Origin of the sequence: Shewanella sp. SM95 (assembly GCF_025653595.1) — a bacterium.
In the GTDB taxonomy this organism is placed as follows: domain Bacteria; phylum Pseudomonadota; class Gammaproteobacteria; order Enterobacterales; family Shewanellaceae; genus Shewanella; species Shewanella oncorhynchi.
In genome coordinates, this window is the sequence record NZ_JAKKSE010000005.1 from 148,394 (window position 1) to 168,155 (window position 19,762).

16 protein-coding genes are annotated in these 19,762 nt (G+C 42.5%); 10 read left to right on the top strand and 6 right to left on the bottom strand.

Annotation, left to right across the window (positions count from 1 at the left end; genetic code table 11):
• Positions 1-28: 28 nt before the first annotated feature.
• Positions 29-205: a hypothetical protein gene (locus tag L5M29_RS08725; RefSeq protein WP_006081710.1), complete on the bottom strand. Its 177-nt coding sequence runs from the start codon at positions 203-205 to the stop codon at positions 29-31.
• 430 nt (positions 206-635) lie between these two features.
• Between L5M29_RS08725 and L5M29_RS08730 the strand changes: the two genes are divergently transcribed.
• Positions 636-968, top strand: a complete 333-nt coding sequence (locus L5M29_RS08730) for a DUF1904 domain-containing protein (protein WP_028759882.1) — start codon at positions 636-638, stop codon at positions 966-968.
• Between the two features lie 11 nt (positions 969-979).
• Positions 980-2,293, top strand: a complete 1,314-nt coding sequence (gene pssA, locus L5M29_RS08735) for a CDP-diacylglycerol--serine O-phosphatidyltransferase (RefSeq protein WP_263167357.1) — start codon at positions 980-982, stop codon at positions 2,291-2,293.
• A 153-nt stretch (positions 2,294-2,446) separates the two neighbouring features.
• Here pssA and emrD read toward each other — a convergent pair whose 3' ends face one another.
• Together emrD and ampC are read right to left on the bottom strand one after the other, a co-directional pair.
• Positions 2,447-3,679: a multidrug efflux MFS transporter EmrD gene (emrD, locus tag L5M29_RS08740; RefSeq protein WP_263167358.1), complete on the bottom strand. Its 1,233-nt coding sequence runs from the start codon at positions 3,677-3,679 to the stop codon at positions 2,447-2,449.
• Positions 3,680-4,056: 377 nt separating this feature from the next.
• The gene (ampC, locus tag L5M29_RS08745) at positions 4,057-5,241 is read right to left on the bottom strand and encodes a class C beta-lactamase (protein ID WP_173496889.1); all 1,185 of its coding nucleotides are present in this window, start codon (positions 5,239-5,241) and stop codon (positions 4,057-4,059) included.
• A 408-nt stretch (positions 5,242-5,649) separates the two neighbouring features.
• On the opposite strand from ampC, the gene L5M29_RS08750 reads away from it, so the two are divergent.
• Positions 5,650-6,414, top strand: a complete 765-nt coding sequence (locus L5M29_RS08750) for a tRNA-uridine aminocarboxypropyltransferase (RefSeq protein ID WP_263167360.1) — start codon at positions 5,650-5,652, stop codon at positions 6,412-6,414.
• Positions 6,415-6,561: 147 nt separating this feature from the next.
• Here the strand turns inward: L5M29_RS08750 and L5M29_RS08755 are convergent, their stop codons facing one another.
• Together L5M29_RS08755 and L5M29_RS08760 are read right to left on the bottom strand one after the other, a co-directional pair.
• On the bottom strand, positions 6,562-8,619 hold the full coding sequence (locus L5M29_RS08755) for a PhoX family protein (RefSeq protein WP_263167362.1): 2,058 nt from the start codon (positions 8,617-8,619) through the stop codon (positions 6,562-6,564).
• A 422-nt stretch (positions 8,620-9,041) separates the two neighbouring features.
• Positions 9,042-10,157: a tyrosine-type recombinase/integrase gene (locus L5M29_RS08760; protein WP_263167363.1), complete on the bottom strand. Its 1,116-nt coding sequence runs from the start codon at positions 10,155-10,157 to the stop codon at positions 9,042-9,044.
• Positions 10,158-10,746: 589 nt separating this feature from the next.
• Between L5M29_RS08760 and L5M29_RS08765 the strand changes: the two genes are divergently transcribed.
• The 4 genes from L5M29_RS08765 (at position 10,747) to L5M29_RS08780 (ending at position 14,386) form a co-directional block, all read left to right on the top strand.
• A complete protein-coding gene (locus L5M29_RS08765; RefSeq protein ID WP_263167365.1) occupies positions 10,747-11,241 on the top strand; it encodes a hypothetical protein in 495 nt (164 codons plus the stop codon).
• A gap of 202 nt (positions 11,242-11,443) precedes the next feature.
• Complete coding sequence (locus L5M29_RS08770) at positions 11,444-11,782, top strand: hypothetical protein (RefSeq protein ID WP_105252539.1); 339 nt, start codon at positions 11,444-11,446, stop codon at positions 11,780-11,782.
• A gap of 347 nt (positions 11,783-12,129) precedes the next feature.
• A complete protein-coding gene (locus L5M29_RS08775) occupies positions 12,130-14,118 on the top strand; it encodes an ATP-dependent DNA helicase RecQ (RefSeq protein ID WP_263167366.1) in 1,989 nt (662 codons plus the stop codon).
• A complete protein-coding gene (locus L5M29_RS08780; RefSeq protein WP_028759892.1) occupies positions 14,111-14,386 on the top strand; it encodes a hypothetical protein in 276 nt (91 codons plus the stop codon). The genes L5M29_RS08775 and L5M29_RS08780 overlap by 8 nt, the downstream gene beginning before the upstream one ends.
• Positions 14,387-14,472: 86 nt before the next feature.
• On the opposite strand, the gene eco is transcribed toward L5M29_RS08780, so the two are convergent.
• On the bottom strand, positions 14,473-15,024 hold the full coding sequence (gene eco / locus L5M29_RS08785; RefSeq protein WP_263161281.1) for a serine protease inhibitor ecotin: 552 nt from the start codon (positions 15,022-15,024) through the stop codon (positions 14,473-14,475).
• 641 nt (positions 15,025-15,665) lie between these two features.
• Here eco and L5M29_RS08790 point away from each other — a divergent pair.
• The 3 genes from L5M29_RS08790 (at position 15,666) to L5M29_RS08800 (ending at position 19,701) form a co-directional block, all read left to right on the top strand.
• Positions 15,666-16,916, top strand: a complete 1,251-nt coding sequence (locus L5M29_RS08790) for a cation diffusion facilitator family transporter (protein WP_263167367.1) — start codon at positions 15,666-15,668, stop codon at positions 16,914-16,916.
• Complete coding sequence (locus tag L5M29_RS08795; protein WP_263167369.1) at positions 16,917-17,396, top strand: MarR family winged helix-turn-helix transcriptional regulator; 480 nt, start codon at positions 16,917-16,919, stop codon at positions 17,394-17,396. It abuts the gene before it with no gap.
• 211 nt (positions 17,397-17,607) lie between these two features.
• Positions 17,608-19,701: a prolyl oligopeptidase family serine peptidase gene (locus tag L5M29_RS08800; protein ID WP_028759895.1), complete on the top strand. Its 2,094-nt coding sequence runs from the start codon at positions 17,608-17,610 to the stop codon at positions 19,699-19,701.
• Positions 19,702-19,762: the final 61 nt, after the last annotated feature.

Here is a 19,762-nt window from a genome sequence, read left to right on the forward strand (position 1 = left end):
ATTAAGATTAGGTTGGTATTGTGTGCGGTTAATCCTCACTGCTGCCGTCATCCTTTTCCATCAAGCGATATAAACGTAGGGTAACAAACAATACTAGCCCAATAAACAACGGCAGGATGAGTAACCCTAACTGGGTTTTAAAATGGAAAATACCCCAAGCAAACAGCAATGTCAGTGCTAACGTCAGCAGAATTTTTTTGTTCATAGTTCTTAATCTTGTATCGTGTGGTCTAATCGCAAATAGGCGGTTTAGTTTACGCTAAATCACTGGATTCGGGGTGAATGAAATGGGTTTGAAGATTATTTTGTGATTTGGCAGACATTTTGGGTGCAGTTTAGTGAAATTTGGACTGATTTGTAGCGTTAAGAATCACCCTATTTAGGGGCGAAATATTGTGTGGACGGGCAAATAATGCCGAGAATACTCGCCGTAAAATGCGATTTCAAGCAAGGATAAATGAAGAAGATTTTTAGGTAAATCGGTGCACTGAAGTGGAATAAAATCGCGTGAGGTCAAATTACCAGCAAAACCGTTAGGTTTAACAAGACTTTTGGGAGAAAAGTCTTGCCGAGACGAGGTGAAGTCGGTAATTTCTACCCCTTACGATTTTAGGTTCTTAGGTAACAACTAAACCATGCCACATATTAGTATGCGCGGCTTACCACAAGCGGTCGTTGCAGCGTTCAGCCAAACATTACTGCAGTCATTGGCGGATATATGTAAAGGTAATGCAGAGAGTTTCACATTAGATTGGATCCCAAGCATCAGTTTTCGAAATGGAAAAATTGATCAACGCTTTGTCCAAGTTGAGTTACTCTGGTTCCCTAAGGACCCTGATATACATCTTAAAGTAGAACAAACGATCAGGTTGGCAGTGACAGAGGCCTATCCAGAGTTAACACATATTGCTGTGATGTTTTTATCACTGAACCCCAGCGCTTCCTATCGGGGTGGTCAGCATGTTTAAAGGAGGATGCCTTGCTAGATAAGCTTGGTGGAATAGCCGTTCAACCCGAGGCTTTAACGTGGTTGCTCACGCCATGCCGTTTCAAGGCAGAATTACTCGCTCGTATTGCGAGCGCCAAGCACAGTATTTATATTGCGGCGCTGTATTTAGAAGATGACGAAGCGGGTCGTGAGATATTACAAGCCCTCATGGATGCCAAAGCGGCAAATCCAACGCTTGATATCAAAGTGTTAGTCGATTTTCACCGTGCGAGACGTGGCTTGATTGGCCATAAAGGTGATAGCGGTAACTATTTGATGTACCGCAGAGTTATGGCTGAAGCCGAACATCCCATCGATATCTTAGGTGTACCCGTCAAATCCCGTGAATTTATGGGTGTGTTGCATCTTAAGGGATTTATTATCGATGATGCGGTGATCTATAGCGGTGCCAGTCTCAATAATATCTATTTGCAACAACACGATAAGTACCGTTTCGATCGTTATCACTTGATTGAGTCTGCCGAATTAGCGCGCAGTATGCGCGCGATGATCCAGAAAAATATCATTTCTGATCCAGCTGTGTGTTCATTAACGCAAGATGCTGAGCAAGAAGTGCTACCACCAAAGACGGACATGCGTAGCTTTAAGCTGAGACTGTCTGATGCTGAGTATCAGTTTAAGGAGACCCGTGATGGCAATCGCATCACGCCGTTACTTGGGCTAGGACGTAAGAAAAACTTGCTCAATAAAGTGGTTGTCGCCTTGGTGGAAGAGTCAAAAGACTCGCTGTTTATTTGCACGCCCTATTTTAATCCGCCGTACATTTTAGTGCGCGCTTTAGCGAAGCATTTACGCAATGGCAAACGCATCGATATCGTTGTGGGCGACAAGACGGCTAACGATTTTTATATTCCGCCAGAGCAGGATTTCTCAACCATAGGTGCATTGCCCTATATGTATGAGCAATCATTGCGTAAGTTCGCTAAACGCCAACAGTGGGCGATTGATAATGGTCAGTTGAATATCCATCTGTGGAAACACGGCATCAACAGTTATCACCTCAAAGGCATCAGTGCCGACGGTAATAAGCATTTGATCACAGGTTCTAACCTGAATCCAAGAGCTTGGGCGCTGGATCTTGAGAATGGTTTGTTGATCCAAGATGAAATTGGCTGCTGGAAAGCCCAGTTTGAAGCCGAGCAGACACATATTCTGGAACACACACAGCGGTTATATCACTACAGTCAAGTCGACACCTTACAGAGCTATCCTGCGCCAGTGAAGAAGATCATGACTAGAATTCGTCGCCTTAAAGCTGATTTTTTACTGCGTCGCATTCTGTAACGATTAAAGCTATAGACGCTATAAATTAATCGATATTTTTGATTTATTACAGTGTCTTATCGATTTAAAAAGCCCACAACAATGTGGGCTTTTTATTGACTGATGGTAATAGATTTAGCTTAAACCAAGAATTGTCGCTTCAAATCATATCCATTAAATCTGTGGCATTAAATTCTGGTGAGTATCATTTTGATCTTTGGCGTAATACAGAGACAGGATCACTAAAACCACCATTACAGCACTTAATAAACCTATGCTCAACTGGCCGCCCATAGGCACTAAAGACATAGTTAATGCGGCAAGTCCGGCACCAAAATTTTGTAATCCCCCCAGTAATGCGCCCGCAATCCCCGCCTGACGTGGAAATGGTTCTAACGCAGCAGATGTTAGGGTAGGGAACAGCATGCCTGCGCCACTGAAGAATAAAATCGATCCAATAAGTAAACTCCAGCCAACCACTAAATTAAAAAGACCTGGGGTCAACATAAATAATGCGCCAGCACCGAGTAACGCAACACCTTGGTAAACAACCCTTTGTGGCTTATTTTGTCGGCCAGCGATGAGTGCCCCCAGTAAGTAGCCAGGAATTGGCGCAACAAAATAACAACTGACCATAAAAGGTGTCAGTCCGAGATATTGGCCATAGAGTACGCCAGCAATGGCTTCAAACGCCGCAATACCGGCAAAGGTTGCGATCAATGAAAATAAATAAGCGCGAAACGCTCTATGGTGCAGGACATGCTTATAGGATTTGAAAACGGCTTGATGTTCCCGTTGCGCCTTAGGTAAAGACTCTTTAAAGAGGAATATTAACAACAGCCAGACCATGACACCGAATACCGCTAATACCCAGTATACGGCTTGCCAGCCGAAATAGGCTGCACTGGCGCTGCCGATAAATGGTGCAAGCAAAGGTAAAAACACCACAGCCATAGAGACATAGCTATTAAATTTTACCAGTCGGTCGCCAAAGTAATGATCGCGGGGAATGCTCCGGCATAATGCGCCTGCGCTGGCTGTGCCTAATCCTTGGATAAGGCTTGCCATTATCAGTTGGTTAAAACTTGTGGCCTTCGCCGCGAACACTGCGCCTAGAACGAAAATTGCGATACCCACGATGAGTGGCATTTTACGGCCAACGCGATCTGACACTGGGCCATACACAAATTGAAACATCCCGTAGGAGAGTAAGTAACAGGCCATCACGGCTTGTAGTTGGCTGGCGTCCACATGGAGCCCGAGTGCGATTTGTGGAAGGGCAGGTACAAAAATCGTCTGCGCCATTTGGCCACAGGCGACCATAAAGACAATCATTAACAGTAGGCTAGACTGACTCGCCGCTGGAGCGACATCGTGATGAATAGGAGAATGTGGCGTGCCTGACATGATATTCCCGAAAAAGGTCACTTAAGGTATTTGCGCGCATCTTACTCCCTAAAATCGTAACTTCAAGTGTCAATCATATTGATTTAACGAAATAATTTTTAATGTGATACATAAGTTTTTATCCTGATTTTAAGCTGTAAAGCTAAACTTACGATAGGTTATTTGTCTGTTAACTAGGTCGATGAGTTGCAAATGAATTAACGCAAGGATTAACTCTGTGGTGCATCTTTTCTTACAAGCCGCCATGAGAAAAGAGAGATTGCAAGGAAACTGTGAGTTAGCAGCAAGGTGTCAGCCATAAATCAGTAGCGACAAGAATATTGTTAAGAAAAAGGAGATAGCACCAATATACTTATCTCCTCTATCCTAGTGCATGGTTATTTTTGCAACTTTTCGATCCCAGTTAAAATCTGATACCCCACAGTCACCCGAGGCGGTACGGGATAATTTTTATTGCTTAACAATACTATGCCAAGCTTTTGCGCGGGAATAAATGCTGCATAAGCGGCAAAACCGCCAGTAGAGCCGGTTTTATTAATCCACACATTTTGCTGCGGTGCGAGGGGCGGCACTATGGGTTTAACGGGTGTACTGCCAAACACGACTTCCTGAGTATGGCCCATAAGTATTTTATCAAGATCAATAGGATATGAGTAATGCTCCCAAATCATATCTTGGGTCATCATGCCCACATCAAAGTATCCCGTGTGGGTCTCATCGAGTGCCGTTTGCAGTGGTTTGGGTAACGAATGTATATGCATATTGGCCTCAACAAATTGCAGTAAATCCTTGGCTGAGGTTTTAACGCCGTAGGCTTCATCGGCTAATACACCGGGATTGACTCGCACTGGCATGTCTTGCTTATCATAGCCTTGGGCATAATCGGCCATTTTGTTGCTAGGAACCTTGAGATAGCTGTTTGTCATACCCAATTGTGGAAATAGTGTTTGCTCAAGGGCTTGTGGAAACGTTTGCCCTAAACTCTGCGCGGCAATCATGCCAAGTAGTCCAATACTCGGATTGGCGTAATTCCTATGGGTCCCCGCGGCAAATGATGGTTGCCAATGCTTAAGGTAATCCATTAACTCTGCATTATTAGTGACCTTATCAGGAACTTGCATCGGCAAATCACCCGCTGTGTGGGTGGCTAAATTGATGAGACTAATCTTATCAAAATGGCTGCCTTTTAATGCTGGAACATAATCACTGGCCATATCCGTGAGTGTTAATTTACCTTCGCCCTGTGCATAGTTAGCCAGTGTTGCGGTAAAGGTTTTACTGATAGAGCCAATCTCGAACAGGGTATCTTCAGTCACACTTTGCCCAGAGGTTTTAGAACTGACGCCATATTGGTAAAAATACTGTTTACCTTCTATGGTGATGCCAATTACTGCACCGGGAATAGCATACTCGGCCATCAGTGGTTTAACTGCGGAATCTACAATTGACTGGATGTCTTTGGTATTAAGCGTTTGGGCCGTAGTGACATTAGAAAATAGCGTAGCAGAGAGCAGTACGCCGCTTAATAACGGTATAGAAGCGATCGGGGCTTTTGGGTGCATAATTGACCTTTCATTGAGACTGTATTTGTAGAGTAGATTTTCGCATGATATTAGGGCAATTCCACACGAAGTTAAGTCATTACTGATATTTAGCTTAAATACTCCCCCAATAAGTAAGTTAAACGTTAATTTAGTCGGTTTAGTGTTGCACACTATTGCATGCTAAGTGGTAACACAGATTAATACATTACAGTTGTTTTAAGAGATAATTGCTCTGTGCTCTTAAATTATCTCACTGGCGTTAGGCTGCATATGAAACCATCAACCACTGACACCGGCCTTTTATCACGATAATGTATTACGCGATTGCACCATTGATGGCCAAGGGATAAACTGCGCCACCGCGATAAAAAAGTGCTAAATGATGTGGTCGCGATCCTTAATAAGTTTGATAGAGAATTGGTTTTTATGGCTTTAGCCCCCCATGCAGTGCACCATTTATATCAGTACCGTAAGTCTATTTCGACTAAACCCTTTGGTGCCCGCGGTAAAAAACTGATCCGCTGTCCATTATGCCTCTTAGGTGAGCAGTTCTGTACCTGTGCGCTACGCCGTCAGTTAGATACTCACGCCAGTTTTCTGCTGATTATGTATAACGATGAGGTGTTAAAGCCGACTAATAGCGGACGACTCATAGCGGATCTTATTCCTGATACTCACGCCTATATTTGGTCACGTACAGAACCTGAAGCTGAGTTGCTTGCTTTGGTTAATTCGCCGCAATATCAACCCTATTTAGTGTTTCCTGCCCAGTATGCAGAGCAAGGGCAAACCGTACTGAACCAAGTGCCGATGTCGACATTGGCCGAAGGCAAACGGCCGCTGCTTGTTCTGCTTGATGGCAGTTGGCGTGAAGCGATTAAAATGTTCCGTAAGAGCTCTTACTTACACTCGCTGCCGTTGCTTTCCTTCGATCCCGACACGCTCGCGACCTATGCATTGCGTAAAGGTAGTCATGATTTTCAACTTGGCACCGCCGAGGTGGCATCATTGGCTTTAGGAGCGATTGGCGAAGCGGCTAATGGCAAAGCCTTAAGTACTTGGTTTGATTTGTTTGTTGAATCTTCCTTACTTGGCCGCAATCGCCGTTGCCGTGAGGACCTTCTGCCAATTACAGATTTTACCGATGCTTTTGAACTGGCCTTTGAACAAGCAAGTCGTAGTAAGAGTTAATAGATGTTGGATTTAATCTATTATGAAAAAGGCTAGTTAACTATCTTCTTAAATAACAAATCCCCTACAGTGAGGGGATTTGTTATGTGTAGCAATTAACTTATAGGAACTTCATATTAAGAAGATACCTTGCACAAGCATAATTGTTTATACCGCGACTTCTTTACCATCTAACTTACGGATAACGACTGTAGCGGCGCGAGGGCGTAATGTCGTGCCCGCAGGCGTTTTTTCAGCGGCATTGGACGAATAAGGCCAATTACCGGGATGCTGAATGTTAGCAAAAACAGAAGTGTAATCAGGGCTAATAGCAAAACCCGTAACCTCACAGTCGTTTGGTCCAACGAAGAAACGCTTTAATTCCATTTGGTTATTAGCCGATACGCCTAGCTGTTTCTCTTGGCCATCAACAAGTTTTGAAGGCACTATCGCTAGCATCTGATCGTTGGTTTCTTCTGCGACCTCCTTGGCTCCATTGTCGGTTTGAACCCACAAAATACCGCGTTGATCGAAGGCTAAACCGTCTGGGCTGGCAAATTGGTTAAGATCCGTTAAGCCTGATAAGTTTGTCTCTGCGTTACCATCACTTGGTGATCCGAATACGAAGATATCCCATGTAAATTCAGTATCTTTGTCACTTTCATCCCAACGAATAATATGGCCAAAGTGGTTTTTCAATCTTGGGTTCGCTGGATTGGTTTCAGTTCGTTTTGAGTTGTTGGTCAAGGTCAAATAAATTGAACCTGTGAAAGGATCGACAGCACACCATTCAGGGCGATCCATCGGTGTTGCACCAACAAGATCCGCTGCGCCTGCGGTGTTCAAAATAATCTCGGCTAAGCTAGCGAAAGTATTGCCTAGGGTTTTTCCGTCCGTAGTTTGGCTATCTAAGGTTAAAGGCAACCAAACACCACCACCATTTGCATTAAACTTAGCTGCATATAAAGTACCTTCATTCATATACTTATCGCCAGTTTGTATGCGATTGCTGCTGTCAGCATCTTTTGCATCCCATGCCGCGGCCGAGACAAATTTATAGAGGTATTCGAATTGTGAATCGTGGCCAGAATAGAACACTACTGGCTTACCTTCGGTTAATTTGCCAAAGGTACAGCCTTCATGGCGGAAACGACCAAGCGCGGTACGTTTAACTGCGCGCGATGTTGGATTGAAAGGGTCAATTTCAACAATATAACCGTGACCATTCGCTTCATTACGATAGTCATCTTGAGCACTTGCACCTTTTGGTGTGACATCAAAACGCGCGAATTCATCGAGACGTTCTTCATCATGACCTGCAAGATCATCCCAGCCATAACGTGTGCTGGTTTTGCTGATCCCAATGCGATTTTGCTCGGCAGTTAACGTACCACGGTTAGCGAAGTAGCCTGGCCAGTTTTCTTCACAGGTTAAATAAGTGCCCCAAGGCGTGTAACCATTGCCGCAGTTATTTAATGTACCGCGAGCCTGACTACCGTCGGGAGAGTAGCGGGTTTCGAGTAGAGAAGAGTAGGCGAGAGGACCGCTAATATCCATTACAGTCGCACCGGTGAATCGGCGGTTATGGTTATCATTGCTAACCACTTCCCATTGATTATTAACCAGTTTTATACGTACAACCGATACGCCATGGGCGTTGATTTCTTTACGTACCTCATCGATAATCGTGCGCAAACCTGAAGTAGGATCAAAAGTTTGTCCTGCAGGATGTAATGCAACTTCATCAATGTATTCATGGTTAATGCAAAGTAAACCGTCATTACCCGAATCATTTAATGGAAAGAAATGCATGCCATCATGGTGCATACCGACTGAGTTCGCTTGGTCATCGGCAGTGTTACTACCATCGCTTTTCCATGGTGCTGCTTTTGCATTTAATGGCGTGCCCCATGGTGCAAGTACCTGCGCTGTATAGCCTTCTGGCACAACGACGGCATCTAAACGAGAACCCGCAACTGACGTAAAGTTTAGCTTGGCGGTACTTTTTGTCGGTGGCAAAGGTGTCACTGGATCAACAGGTTTTGTAACGGGTGTGTCATCTGATCCGCAAGCAGTTAAACCTACACTGGCAAAAGCAGTCATAGCACTGAGGCCTAAACCACTTTTTACGAAGTTACGGCGAGATAAATGTTTATCCAACACTTGGTTAAATGGCTCGTTATTACTTTTATTATAAAGTGTAGGATCAAAGGTGGCCTTACTCATATATTACTCCGGCTAGTACGATGGATTAAATTTCGTGACTAAGGCTAAAGTATCAATATGACAATAAAGATGATTTTATATTACAATAATACTGCAGTGAGCAATAAACCCGATATTCTATAAAAATGTTAACCAGCAGTTTGCTATGGTCTAAGCTGCTGAGGTCAAAGTACCTCAATTAGGATTTTTATTCTGCTATGATGTCAAATGTTGTGTCACAGATAAAAATATATAATGTGAAATTATTGCTTTAATTATTTTTAAAATTAAAAGTTGGAAATAATTTTAATATAAATTACTGAATATCATTTTTTATTCATAAACATGATAGATTTATGTTTAACGTTAAAATTGCTATTTTATTTTAGGTAAAAGACTAACTGATTCTTACCGAGTCATGATCTAGTTTAGTCTTTTGGGTTTTAGTCTCTTGGTTTTAAATAATGGCGGAGTGATCGAGGATCGGTATGGCCAGTTCTGGCCATAATGTATAAATGATCTTTATCATTTTCATGGAGTTGAGTGACACAACCACTACGCAGACTGTGGGCACCATAAAACTTTGCAGGTAGGCCCGCTTTTGTGCAATATTTTTTAATGATGCGATAAATATCATCTCCCGTGAGAAAACCACTATTTTTATGTAAACTTGAATTAGCTTCAGAGTGATGTTCTACTATTTGATAAGGGCGTAAATATTTCCCATCACGGGAAAGCGATCTAAATAAATGTCCATCTTCAATATTGGCGAGTGATAACCAATTTTTTACCGCGTTGAGTGCTGCAAAAGGTTCATGATCCGGCAGGTCTTTCCATTCCCGTTGACCTTGCTGATTACTCTTCGAATAAGGTAGGCGCACTTTTAGCTTATTACGTAAAAAACTGACATATTGAACTTTTATATCTGCAAGTTCAGAACGGCGAAACCCACCTTGTAATCCTAACTGAATAATGGCTTTGTCTCTTGCTCGGGTTAATGGCTGCACTTGTTCATCGATAGCTTGAATGAGCATTTCCACTTCATCATACATAATCGGTTGTTGATCATAATCACTCACATGGCGAGATTGATTTCTGCTTAAACCGCGCATCACTCTGATCACCAGAGGGTGCTCGGTAGGTGAGTGGAATCCCGCTTGAATATGGTGGTAGCGAATCGCCGCGAGTCGAGTCGTTAATGTCTGTTTAGAAAGTTGTACTCCAGTGCTTTCTTGGAACAATTCTTTTTGATGACCAATAAATGAAATTACGCTTCTTGGATCTGCAGGAAGGGCCTGCAGTTGGTGCTCCGCACAATAACGGCTAAATAGACTAAAGCTCGTATTATAAACACGGCGGGTGTTGGCTGAAATTTCATATTCAGTTTCTTCGGCAGCACTTAAATAATCACTTCGAACAGATTGTGGCAGGAAAGTCTCTTCAAAAAAACGTGGCTGTTCAGTACGGTTATTATTGTGATGATCTGATCTAGTCACTCTTTCATTCGATACATTGGTGTTATTTTGAGCATTACTATTTGTCCGGATTATTTTAGACATGCCGTTGAAGTCACCTGATATCGAATTAAGAAGGTGTAATTATACGCAAATCACGCCTACATCTACCAGTGATAATCGTCATTATCACTGGTAGAGTGCTTATTTGTTCAAATAAACTTCTGTTATCGGAATAGGGCGCATTAAATAGCATTTAGTTGGTTTTTTTAGTTTAAAAAATAGCCAAGATAAAGCCATTTGGACAATGGCGATTAAGTATGCGGATATAGAATTAAAAGCAAAAATAGTATGAAATTTGTACTCTCTATATGCGGTGGTTTCGAACTTGGTTAGCCAAAGAATCACAACTTTAAAGAATGGTTTAACCATTTTATTGGCTTTGTTGAATGGAATGCTGCTAAACTAGGCTTGTATGTTGGATGAAATTTAAGCTAATAAGTACAACAGCTTGCTAGGTATTTGACCTGATACGAGTTGAGTTATTCTTCCTAAAGTAAAAGGAAGCACAAAGAATCGATATCAAACACAAAAAATGGTTGAACCATATATTAATACTTGTCGATTTGTACTAGCATGAGGACCGATTTATTTCATCTGCATTAGACGCATGCTTAACTAAAGAAACGTATTTATGGAACCGCAAGCCTGGATATATCAACAAGACAAACCAACAGCAGGGAGAAAATTATTATTGCTTGAGGAAGCAGAATTAATTTTTGCCTTACCCTTAATTTATCGTCTTATCAATCCTGAAGCTGTGGCATCTAAACCGGATTGGTTTTGTGACGCTGAGTTACAAACGGTTTTCTATACTAAGTTGGTGACACAACTAAATGAATTGGTCCGATTACGCAAAAAGGCACAGCGGATCGACAACGAGCTTACTAATGTAAACAAAATGCTCAATCAGTATTTTACTGATTTTGGCTGGCGTATGGTTCGCAAAGAATTATCTCAAATAAAAAAACGGCAAAAAAAGTCTCATATTGAGCTGAGCAGGGATATTATTTTGAGGTTAAAACGTTATATGGAAACTCAAAAGTTAGACAGTTTTGACCAAGCCATTGATACCCTATTGTCAGAGCATAATGAAAATATTTCGCTTAATGTTTTTACAACATACTGATGAGGATGTTGTAGGTGACATTATTGATGAATAGAACAAAATAACCGCGGATCTATGTTTTGAAGAATATGATTTTAAAGTTGTTCTATTGCCTAAAATGGATTATCTAATAAAGGTAAGTTAGCCGTGACTTATCTGTGCAGACACGTAAAATTACTGTTAAGATCTTATATTTACGACTAGATAACGCGGGGCATTAGAGATGAGTTTAAGTATTGCAAACGATAGGAAAATTGCGGTTTTATGCCGAATTGAACCTGGCTGTCTCGGACCTGATGGCGTAGATCATATTGAGGCTTTTTGTGCTTTAGCCCAGAAAGCGATGCAACATTTTGACGTCGATGTCGGCACTTGGGTATTGATCCCAAGATATGATAAAACCTTAGAAGAGATGCAATATAGTCTTGCAAATAAGCTGCTTTCGCGTGAGCAGGCAACTAAATATTTAGTCTCTATAGGGCGTGACATTGATGGTTTTGAAGAAAGATTTCAGGACAAACTGACGTCGCTGATCAATCTATATCTTGCTAGAAAACCTTAAATGCTCAATTTATCGGAGATGTATTTTTTGCTGAGATTCATCTGACGTCTTGTTTTTTTATAGGAGATATCGGAACGAATTTTTACAAATCGGTTTTATTTTCATATTTAATTGCTGACTAAAAAATTAAATTAATTATATATTAATCATCGTGTTGCAATGAAATCTGCACCTATAATTACGCTCCTGATAAGCAGTTAAGTTGGCTTGAAAACTCAGTTGTTGCTAATTAACTCCGTAAAGTACGTCAAAATTTGCTAGACTAGTCGACTCACTTAATGCTGAATCTTTTTCTTGCGGTATGCCCGAATTTTGTGGGTGGTAAGGATAAGTGTAAAGGACGGTTGATGTTAAATCCCATTCCGGAAACCAATCCATACGTTAGTTTATTGCAGCAGGATTTCGGGTTTTCTGAATTTCGCCCAGGCCAAGCACAAACGATAACACAACTTTTAGCAGGGAAGTCGAGTTTAGCGATTTTCCCGACGGGTTCTGGTAAATCCCTTTGTTATCAATTTACAGCATTGCAGTTACCCCATTTGAGTTTAGTGATTTCGCCTTTACTCGCCTTGATGAAAGATCAGCTGGAATTTTTACAATCTAAGGGAATTCATGCGGCCAGCATAGATTCAACCTTAAGCGCTGAGCAGAGTCAGCAAGTGATGACAGATGCGCGCTCTGGCAAACTGAAAGTTTTAATGGTGTCGGTGGAGCGTTTCAAAAATGAACGCTTTAGGCAGTTTATTCAATCGGTTCCGCTGTCTATGTTGGTCGTAGATGAGGCGCATTGTATTTCAGAATGGGGCCACAATTTTCGGCCTGATTATCTTAAATTACCCGATTATCGGCGCGAGCTTGAGATCCCGCGGGTACTGTTACTGACGGCCACAGCGACACGTAAAGTGAAACTGGATATGGCCAAGCGCTTCGATATCGCGCCCGAACACATAGTACAAACGGGATTTTATCGACCCAATTTAGATTTGACTGTTCTGCCCGTGTCGACGCAAGAGAAAAATGCCTTACTGGTTAACCAGATAACATCATTCTCAGGTGCTGGTATTGTGTATGTGACGTTACAGCAAACCGCCGAAACAGTCGCACGACTCTTGAGCCAACAAGGCATAGTCGCCAGTGCCTATCATGCTGGATTTGAAGATGAAAAACGTCAACAAATTCAAAATGATTTTATGCAGGATAAGCTGCAAGTGGTTGTTGCTACCATCGCCTTTGGTATGGGAATCGATAAGAGCAATATCCGTTTTGTGATCCACTATGATTTGCCTAAATCCATTGAAAACTACAGTCAAGAAATCGGCAGAGCAGGGCGTGATGGTGCGTTATCCCATTGTGTGACTTTAGCCAATCTTGATGGACTCAATACCGTTGAAAATTTTGTGTATGGCGATACGCCTGAGCGAGAAGGTATAGCGCAAGTCATTGAAGCTATTCGACTTGAACAAGATTCTGCTCAGTGGGAATGTCAGCTTAATGGCGTGTCGACTGCGAGTAATATTCGCCAGTTGCCGTTAAGAACGTTACTTGTGCAGTTAGAAATTCTAGGTGTGGTTAAGCCGTTATTTGCTTATTACGCCGATGTTAATTACAAGTTTTTGGTCGACAAACACGCTATTCTGAGCCGATTTAATCCAGAGCGGCAGGCGTTTTTGACACAGATTTTTAATCATACGCAGATGAAGAAAATATGGGGCGCGTTAGATTTTGATGCCTTGTACAGTGCGACGGGTCATGAGCGCAGCCGCGTGTTAGCCGCGCTGGAATATTTAGCTGAACATCATTTCATTGAATTAGAAACTAAACGAATTACTGATGTGTATCGGGTGGATGTTGCCGCATTAGCGCGTCCGGAACTCATCGATGAGCTGTACCATTATTTTATCGATAAAGAGCAGAAAGAAATTGCGCGAATCGCGCAGTTAGTCCGCTTTTTTGAACTTGAGACGTGCTTAAGCCACAATTTATCCCGTTATTTTAATGATAATGAGACGCCAGCGGTCTGCGGTCATTGCAGTGTTTGCCGCGGCAATCTTGCTAAGTTGCGCTATTCGACGGAACCAACTTGGCCGACAGATCAGCAGATATTGGCTGATTTGCGTGAGTTGAAACATCATTTAACGGCTAAAGGCATTGAGATTTTGTCACTCGATACCTATTGTCGTTGCCTCGCTGGCATGTCGGTTCCTTTGGTGAGTCGTTTTCAAGTGCGTAAGTTAAGTGGCTTCGGCCGCTGTGAAAAATTGAGATATGCTGAAATTAAACAGAAAGTTGAGTCACTGTTGTCGCAACTAGATGATAAAAGAGTTGAACATGAATAAGGCCGTAAAAAAGATGTTAGCCACCCATGAACATTTGGTTCACTCTGAAGGTGTGACTGTGGTTTCGCATATGCAAAGGGAAAAAGCGGAGTGGATACAACATACTGTTATGATTGAAGATTGTGACGTGCCGTTTAAATTTAGACGGGTCAAAAAGTATCGTAATCTGCAAGGACAAAAGATCAATGTCATCTATTACCCAGAGACAGAAACTGTGGCAGGTTTTGAAATAGAAATTATGCAAGTCGTTAGAATTAAACGATTCTAGTTAATGCGCTTCGAGTCTTTGCTTTTATCAATCAGCAAAGACTCGAAGCGCATTTGATTGATGACGCAAGAGTTAAATTCGGCTATTTACTTGGAATATTGATAGGTTGAATCTACTTTCCAAGTTCTGAAACGCAGTTCAGCGCCTTCTGGTAGATAAAACACCTTAGGCAAGCGACTGTCGTAGCGCATTTTTAGCTCAGCTGGAATACGTACAAAAGCTTCTTTCTTCGCCAATTCGAAACAGGCCATCATAGTGCTTGGGCCTTCAGCGATTTCATCCACTTGATAGTAGTTATAACCCCAACCTTGTACTGTCAGTTCCTTCAACTCCCCGTTTAATCCATGCTTATTGCAATCAACCATTTGAGTCTGACCAATTTGGATTTCGACCATGTAGTCATCTTCGTTTTCTAATTTAGGTAAACTCAAAATGTGCTGCACCATACCTGCTGCCGGAGCAGGGAACATCTTAGTGGCTTCCTGCGCGCTGTAATCTTTTGGATCGAAACGTTGAATACTGATCATAGGCGCATTTAACCCTGTTGGATGTGGTGGGCTCACCGCCACGGCATTGAATGACAATAGTGCAAATGCAAGGGGAACAGCGCTAACGCTAAATAAGGTCTTCAATTTCATTTTATTTCTCCTAATCGAACTGAATTGATGTCGATAAATTTGTCTGTGTTCTGCTCCCTATAAACGCAGCAGAGGTAAAAAAGGGTTAAATTATTCAATAAAAAATCGATTTTTTATTCAAATAATCTTTATCAATCTGAATAATAAGGGTTGATTACACTTTCCAATGACTTATTTTGTTAAGTTCGCAGCTATTTCAATTCTTTGCTGTGGCTGTTTTATGACTCATATCATGCGAAAAATATACGAAATAGCCTAGATAAAAACCTTAAAACTTGGATTTCAACTTGCACTGAAAAGCCACAGCTGTGTCTGTCTATAACTGCATAAGGCTATAATAAAGCCAATCTAACTCAGCTATGTGAGCTGTTTTTACTCATAAATCAAGCGCTAATCCATTAAACCTTGCCTGATATCCTTTGCCTAGTCTAGCTGCCTATCTTAATTCACATATCAGTGTCTCGACTGATGGCAGGAGGGCAGATGCATTATGGGGATTCAAATACACGTTTAAAAGTTTGAAAACAGTATATCTTGATAAATAGTTAATTTGATCTTCATATATTTTGATTTTCAAACTATAATTCAAGCGACGAGTTTTTCACCATTAATAGCGATAGAAATGGAACAGGGGCCATACAATGAAATCAATGACAGCCGAGCAAGCGACAGGGCATCAAGCTACTACGGGAAGCAGCCAAGGGCACTCACTCACCCAGTGGCAGCACGCCCATGAGTTTTCGAGTCAGAACCGCGATGGCGAGAAGAACACTCGCTATGTACTGTATTTAACCGTGATCACTATGGTGGCTGAAATTGCTGCCGGAACCATCTACGGTTCTATGGCACTGCTCGCCGACGGTTGGCACATGGGAACCCATGCCGCGGCCTTTATGATCACTTTATTCGCCTATTCGTATGCCCGTAAACACGCTAACGATCCTGCATTTGCTTTCGGTACTGGCAAAGTGAGTGTGCTTGGCGGTTATACCAGCGCAATAGCGCTAGGACTTGTGGCACTGGTGATGTTGATTGAATCGGGAATGCGACTGATTAATCCTGAGCAAATCCATTTTAACGAAGCCATATTTGTGGCTGTCATAGGTTTGAGCGTTAATGTGCTGAGTGTATTTTTACTCAAAGATCACCATACCCACGACCATGGGCACACTCATGGTCATAGTCACGATCATGGACATCAAGATGATCATGAAGACGAGCATGCTCATCACAGCTGCGAAGCACACTCCTCTCATGACGATCACGTCCATACGGCTCATTCACATGGTGCGGGTCCACATACACATGATGACTCACATGTACACGATGAAAGTCATCAAGATCATAGCCATTGCCATCATAAACAGGAGCACCATGCTGCTGAGCATGAGCATGAGCATGAGCATGAGCATGAGCATGAAAGTCAGAAGGCACACGGTGGTCATGATCACAACCTACGCGCCGCCTATTTTCACGTATTAGCCGATGCGTTAACGTCAGTGCTCGCCATTGCGGCCTTGTTGTTTGGTAAATACATGGGACTGACTTGGCTCGATCCGGTTATGGGTATAGTGGGTGCTGTGATTATTAGCCGTTGGTCATGGGGACTCATTCAGCAAACGAGTCCTATCTTACTTGACGGTGGTGTTAAAGCGTCATTGCAGCGTAAGGTCGTGGAAACCCTTGAGGCCGTACCGGATCATCAAGTGGCCGATTTACACCTTTGGCGAGTGAGTGCCGATCACCATGCTATTATGGTGTCTATCGTGTCCCATTCACCGAAAGATGTCAGTTATTTTAATCAGTTACTGTCACAATTTCCTGAATTGGCTCATATCACTATTGAACTCCATACTTGCCGTCAGCGCGAGTGTATGGTTAAGGAAGCCTAAATGACTGTTAAACATCATCATTCATCAAACCTGAATTTAACGACTGCTCATTCAACGGCCGCACATTCAACAGATCATGCATTAAATCATGTGATTATTGAATTTTATGAAAAGCTGTCGTCTTGGGAACACGCCATTGTGCGTGACAAAGGTTTTAGCCTATCGCAGGTGCACACCATTGAGTTACTCGGCGTGCACGGCGCTATGAGGATGAAAGAACTGGCGGATAAAATTGGTGTCACAACAGGCACACTAACGGTCCAAATCGACAAAATGGTAGAAGCTGAGTGGGTTGTACGTCGTCCCCATGAAACCGATCGTCGTTCGATTCTGGTGGAGTTAACCGAAAAGGGCCAAACTTTGTTCCTTGAACATGATGCATTACATCTACAACTCACCACAGATCTCACCGCTAAAATGAGCAGTGAAGAACGTATCGTGCTGCTCAATTTGTTGTCTCGCATGAATAACGAGTTTTAATTTACCCTATTTCATCCACTAAAAAGCGTCCCTCGTGGACGCTTTTTTATAGCATGACATCTTTAAAAACGCGATTCATTCTAGATTAATCATCAGCTATTACAGTATCTTACCTTTTGTTACATTCTTGTTGGATTAATAGTTGAACTGGATATTAATTAAGGTAATGTAAGGGCAGATCTCAAGATGGACTTTGTTTAAAAGGAATAGAATGAATAATAAATTACTGCCTTTGTGCATTGCAGGAGTGCTCGGTATGAGCGGTCAACTTCACGCAGAAGAAGATAAATACATTTGGTTAGAAGATGTTGAAGGCGCTAAGCCTATGGAATGGGTGAAAACCCAAAATGCTGCATCTGCCGCCGAAATTAAAGCGTTTAAAGGTTTTGATACCTTAGTGGCGAACAGTCTCGCCATCCTGAACGATAAAGAACGCATTCCCTACGCGACCCACATTGGCGACAAGTTATACAACTTTTGGAAGGATGACACCCATGTGCGCGGTATTTACCGCCGCACTACCATGGAAGAATATGCTAAACCCGATCCCAAATGGGAAACCGTGCTCGATATCGATGCCCTAGGTAAAGCTGAATCCGTCAATTGGGTATTTAAGGATATTAGCTGTCAGTATCCCGAAAATGAGCGCTGTTTTGTCTCACTTTCCCGCGGCGGTGCCGATGCGGTGGAAGTGCGAGAATTTAATTTAAATACTAAATCCTTTGTTGCCACCAAAGATAAGCCATTCTTTTTGAAAGAAGCCAAATCAAGTCTGAGCTGGATAGATAAAGACCACGCCTTTGTCGGTACTGATTTTGGTGATGGTCAAAGCATGACTGACTCAGGTTATCCACGGGAAGTGAAACTCTGGCAACGTGGTACAGCACTCGAGCAAGCGAAACCGATTTTCACTGGTGACAAAACCTCAGTCGCAGTATCAGGCTGGGTTTTATTCGATGATAAAACGCCGCTGAGTTTAGTCACCGAGGCACATACTTTTTATACCGCCAGCCAATATGTCTATCAAGATGGCAAACTCATTGGGTTGCCATTACCTCAAGATGCTGAGATTAAAGGTTATTTTAAAGGTAAGTTATTTATTGAGTTAAAGAGCGATTTAACCAACAAAGACGGTAACTTTAAGCAAGGCGCGGTCGTGTATGCTGATGTGGCGGATCTTATCGCCCAAAAAGCCAAATTCAGTTTATTTGTGAGCCCGACTCAGACCGCATCGATAGCGCAGCTGAGTTTTAGTAAAAGTGCGATTTTCGTGAATTGGCTCGATAACGTGAAAAGCAAATTAGTACGGTATGAGCAAGACGAAAAGGGCGCTTGGCAAAGCACCCAAGTCCCATTCGAAGCGAATGGCGCCTTGACGGTAATGGACGTTGAGCAAGACAGTGATGATTTTTTTGTGAATTACACCAGTTTTCTTGAGCCTTCAAGCCTCTATACGGTTAATGCAAAAACCTTAAATCCGAAGAAAATTAAAGGTATGCCGCAACAGTTTGCTGCGGATAAGTTTAAAACTGAGCAATACTTTGCGACGTCTAAAGATGGCACTAAAGTACCGTACTTTGTGGTGATGGCTAAGGATCTTAAGTTAGATGGCACTAATCCTACGCTACTTTATGGCTATGGTGGGTTTGAAGTCTCACTGCGTCCATCCTATTCGGCCACCATTGGTAAGAACTGGTTAGAGCAAGGCGGCGTATATGTGTTATCTAACATTCGTGGCGGTGGCGAATATGGCCCAGCTTGGCATCAAGCTGCGTTAAAGCAAAATCGACATAAAGCCTATGAGGATTTCGAGGCAATAGCGGAAGATTTGATTGCCCGTAAAATCACGTCAAGTAAACATTTAGGCATCCAAGGTGGCAGCAACGGTGGCCTGTTAATGGGGGCGGCATTTACCCGCAGACCGGATCTGTACAACGCTGTTGTGTGCCAAGTACCTCTGCTTGATATGTTTAGATTCAATAAGTTACTCGCCGGTGCCAGCTGGATGGGCGAATACGGTAATCCGGATATTCCTGAGGAATGGGCTTACATTAAAACGTACTCTCCTTACCATAATCTGCATAAAGACGTGCATTATCCAAAGGTCTTTTTCACCACATCGACCCGTGATGATAGGGTTCACCCTGGTCACGCCCGTAAGATGGTTGCTAAGATGAAAGACATGGGAATTGATGTTTTGTATTACGAAAATATTGAAGGTGGCCACGCCGGCGCTGCAGATAATAATCAAGCCGCGGAACTTAATTCAATGGCGTTTGCCTACTTATTACAGCAATTAAGATAATTACCGCTGGGTTAGCATGAATTGTTAACTCTTCACTGGTAAAACCGAGCAAGACCCTAAT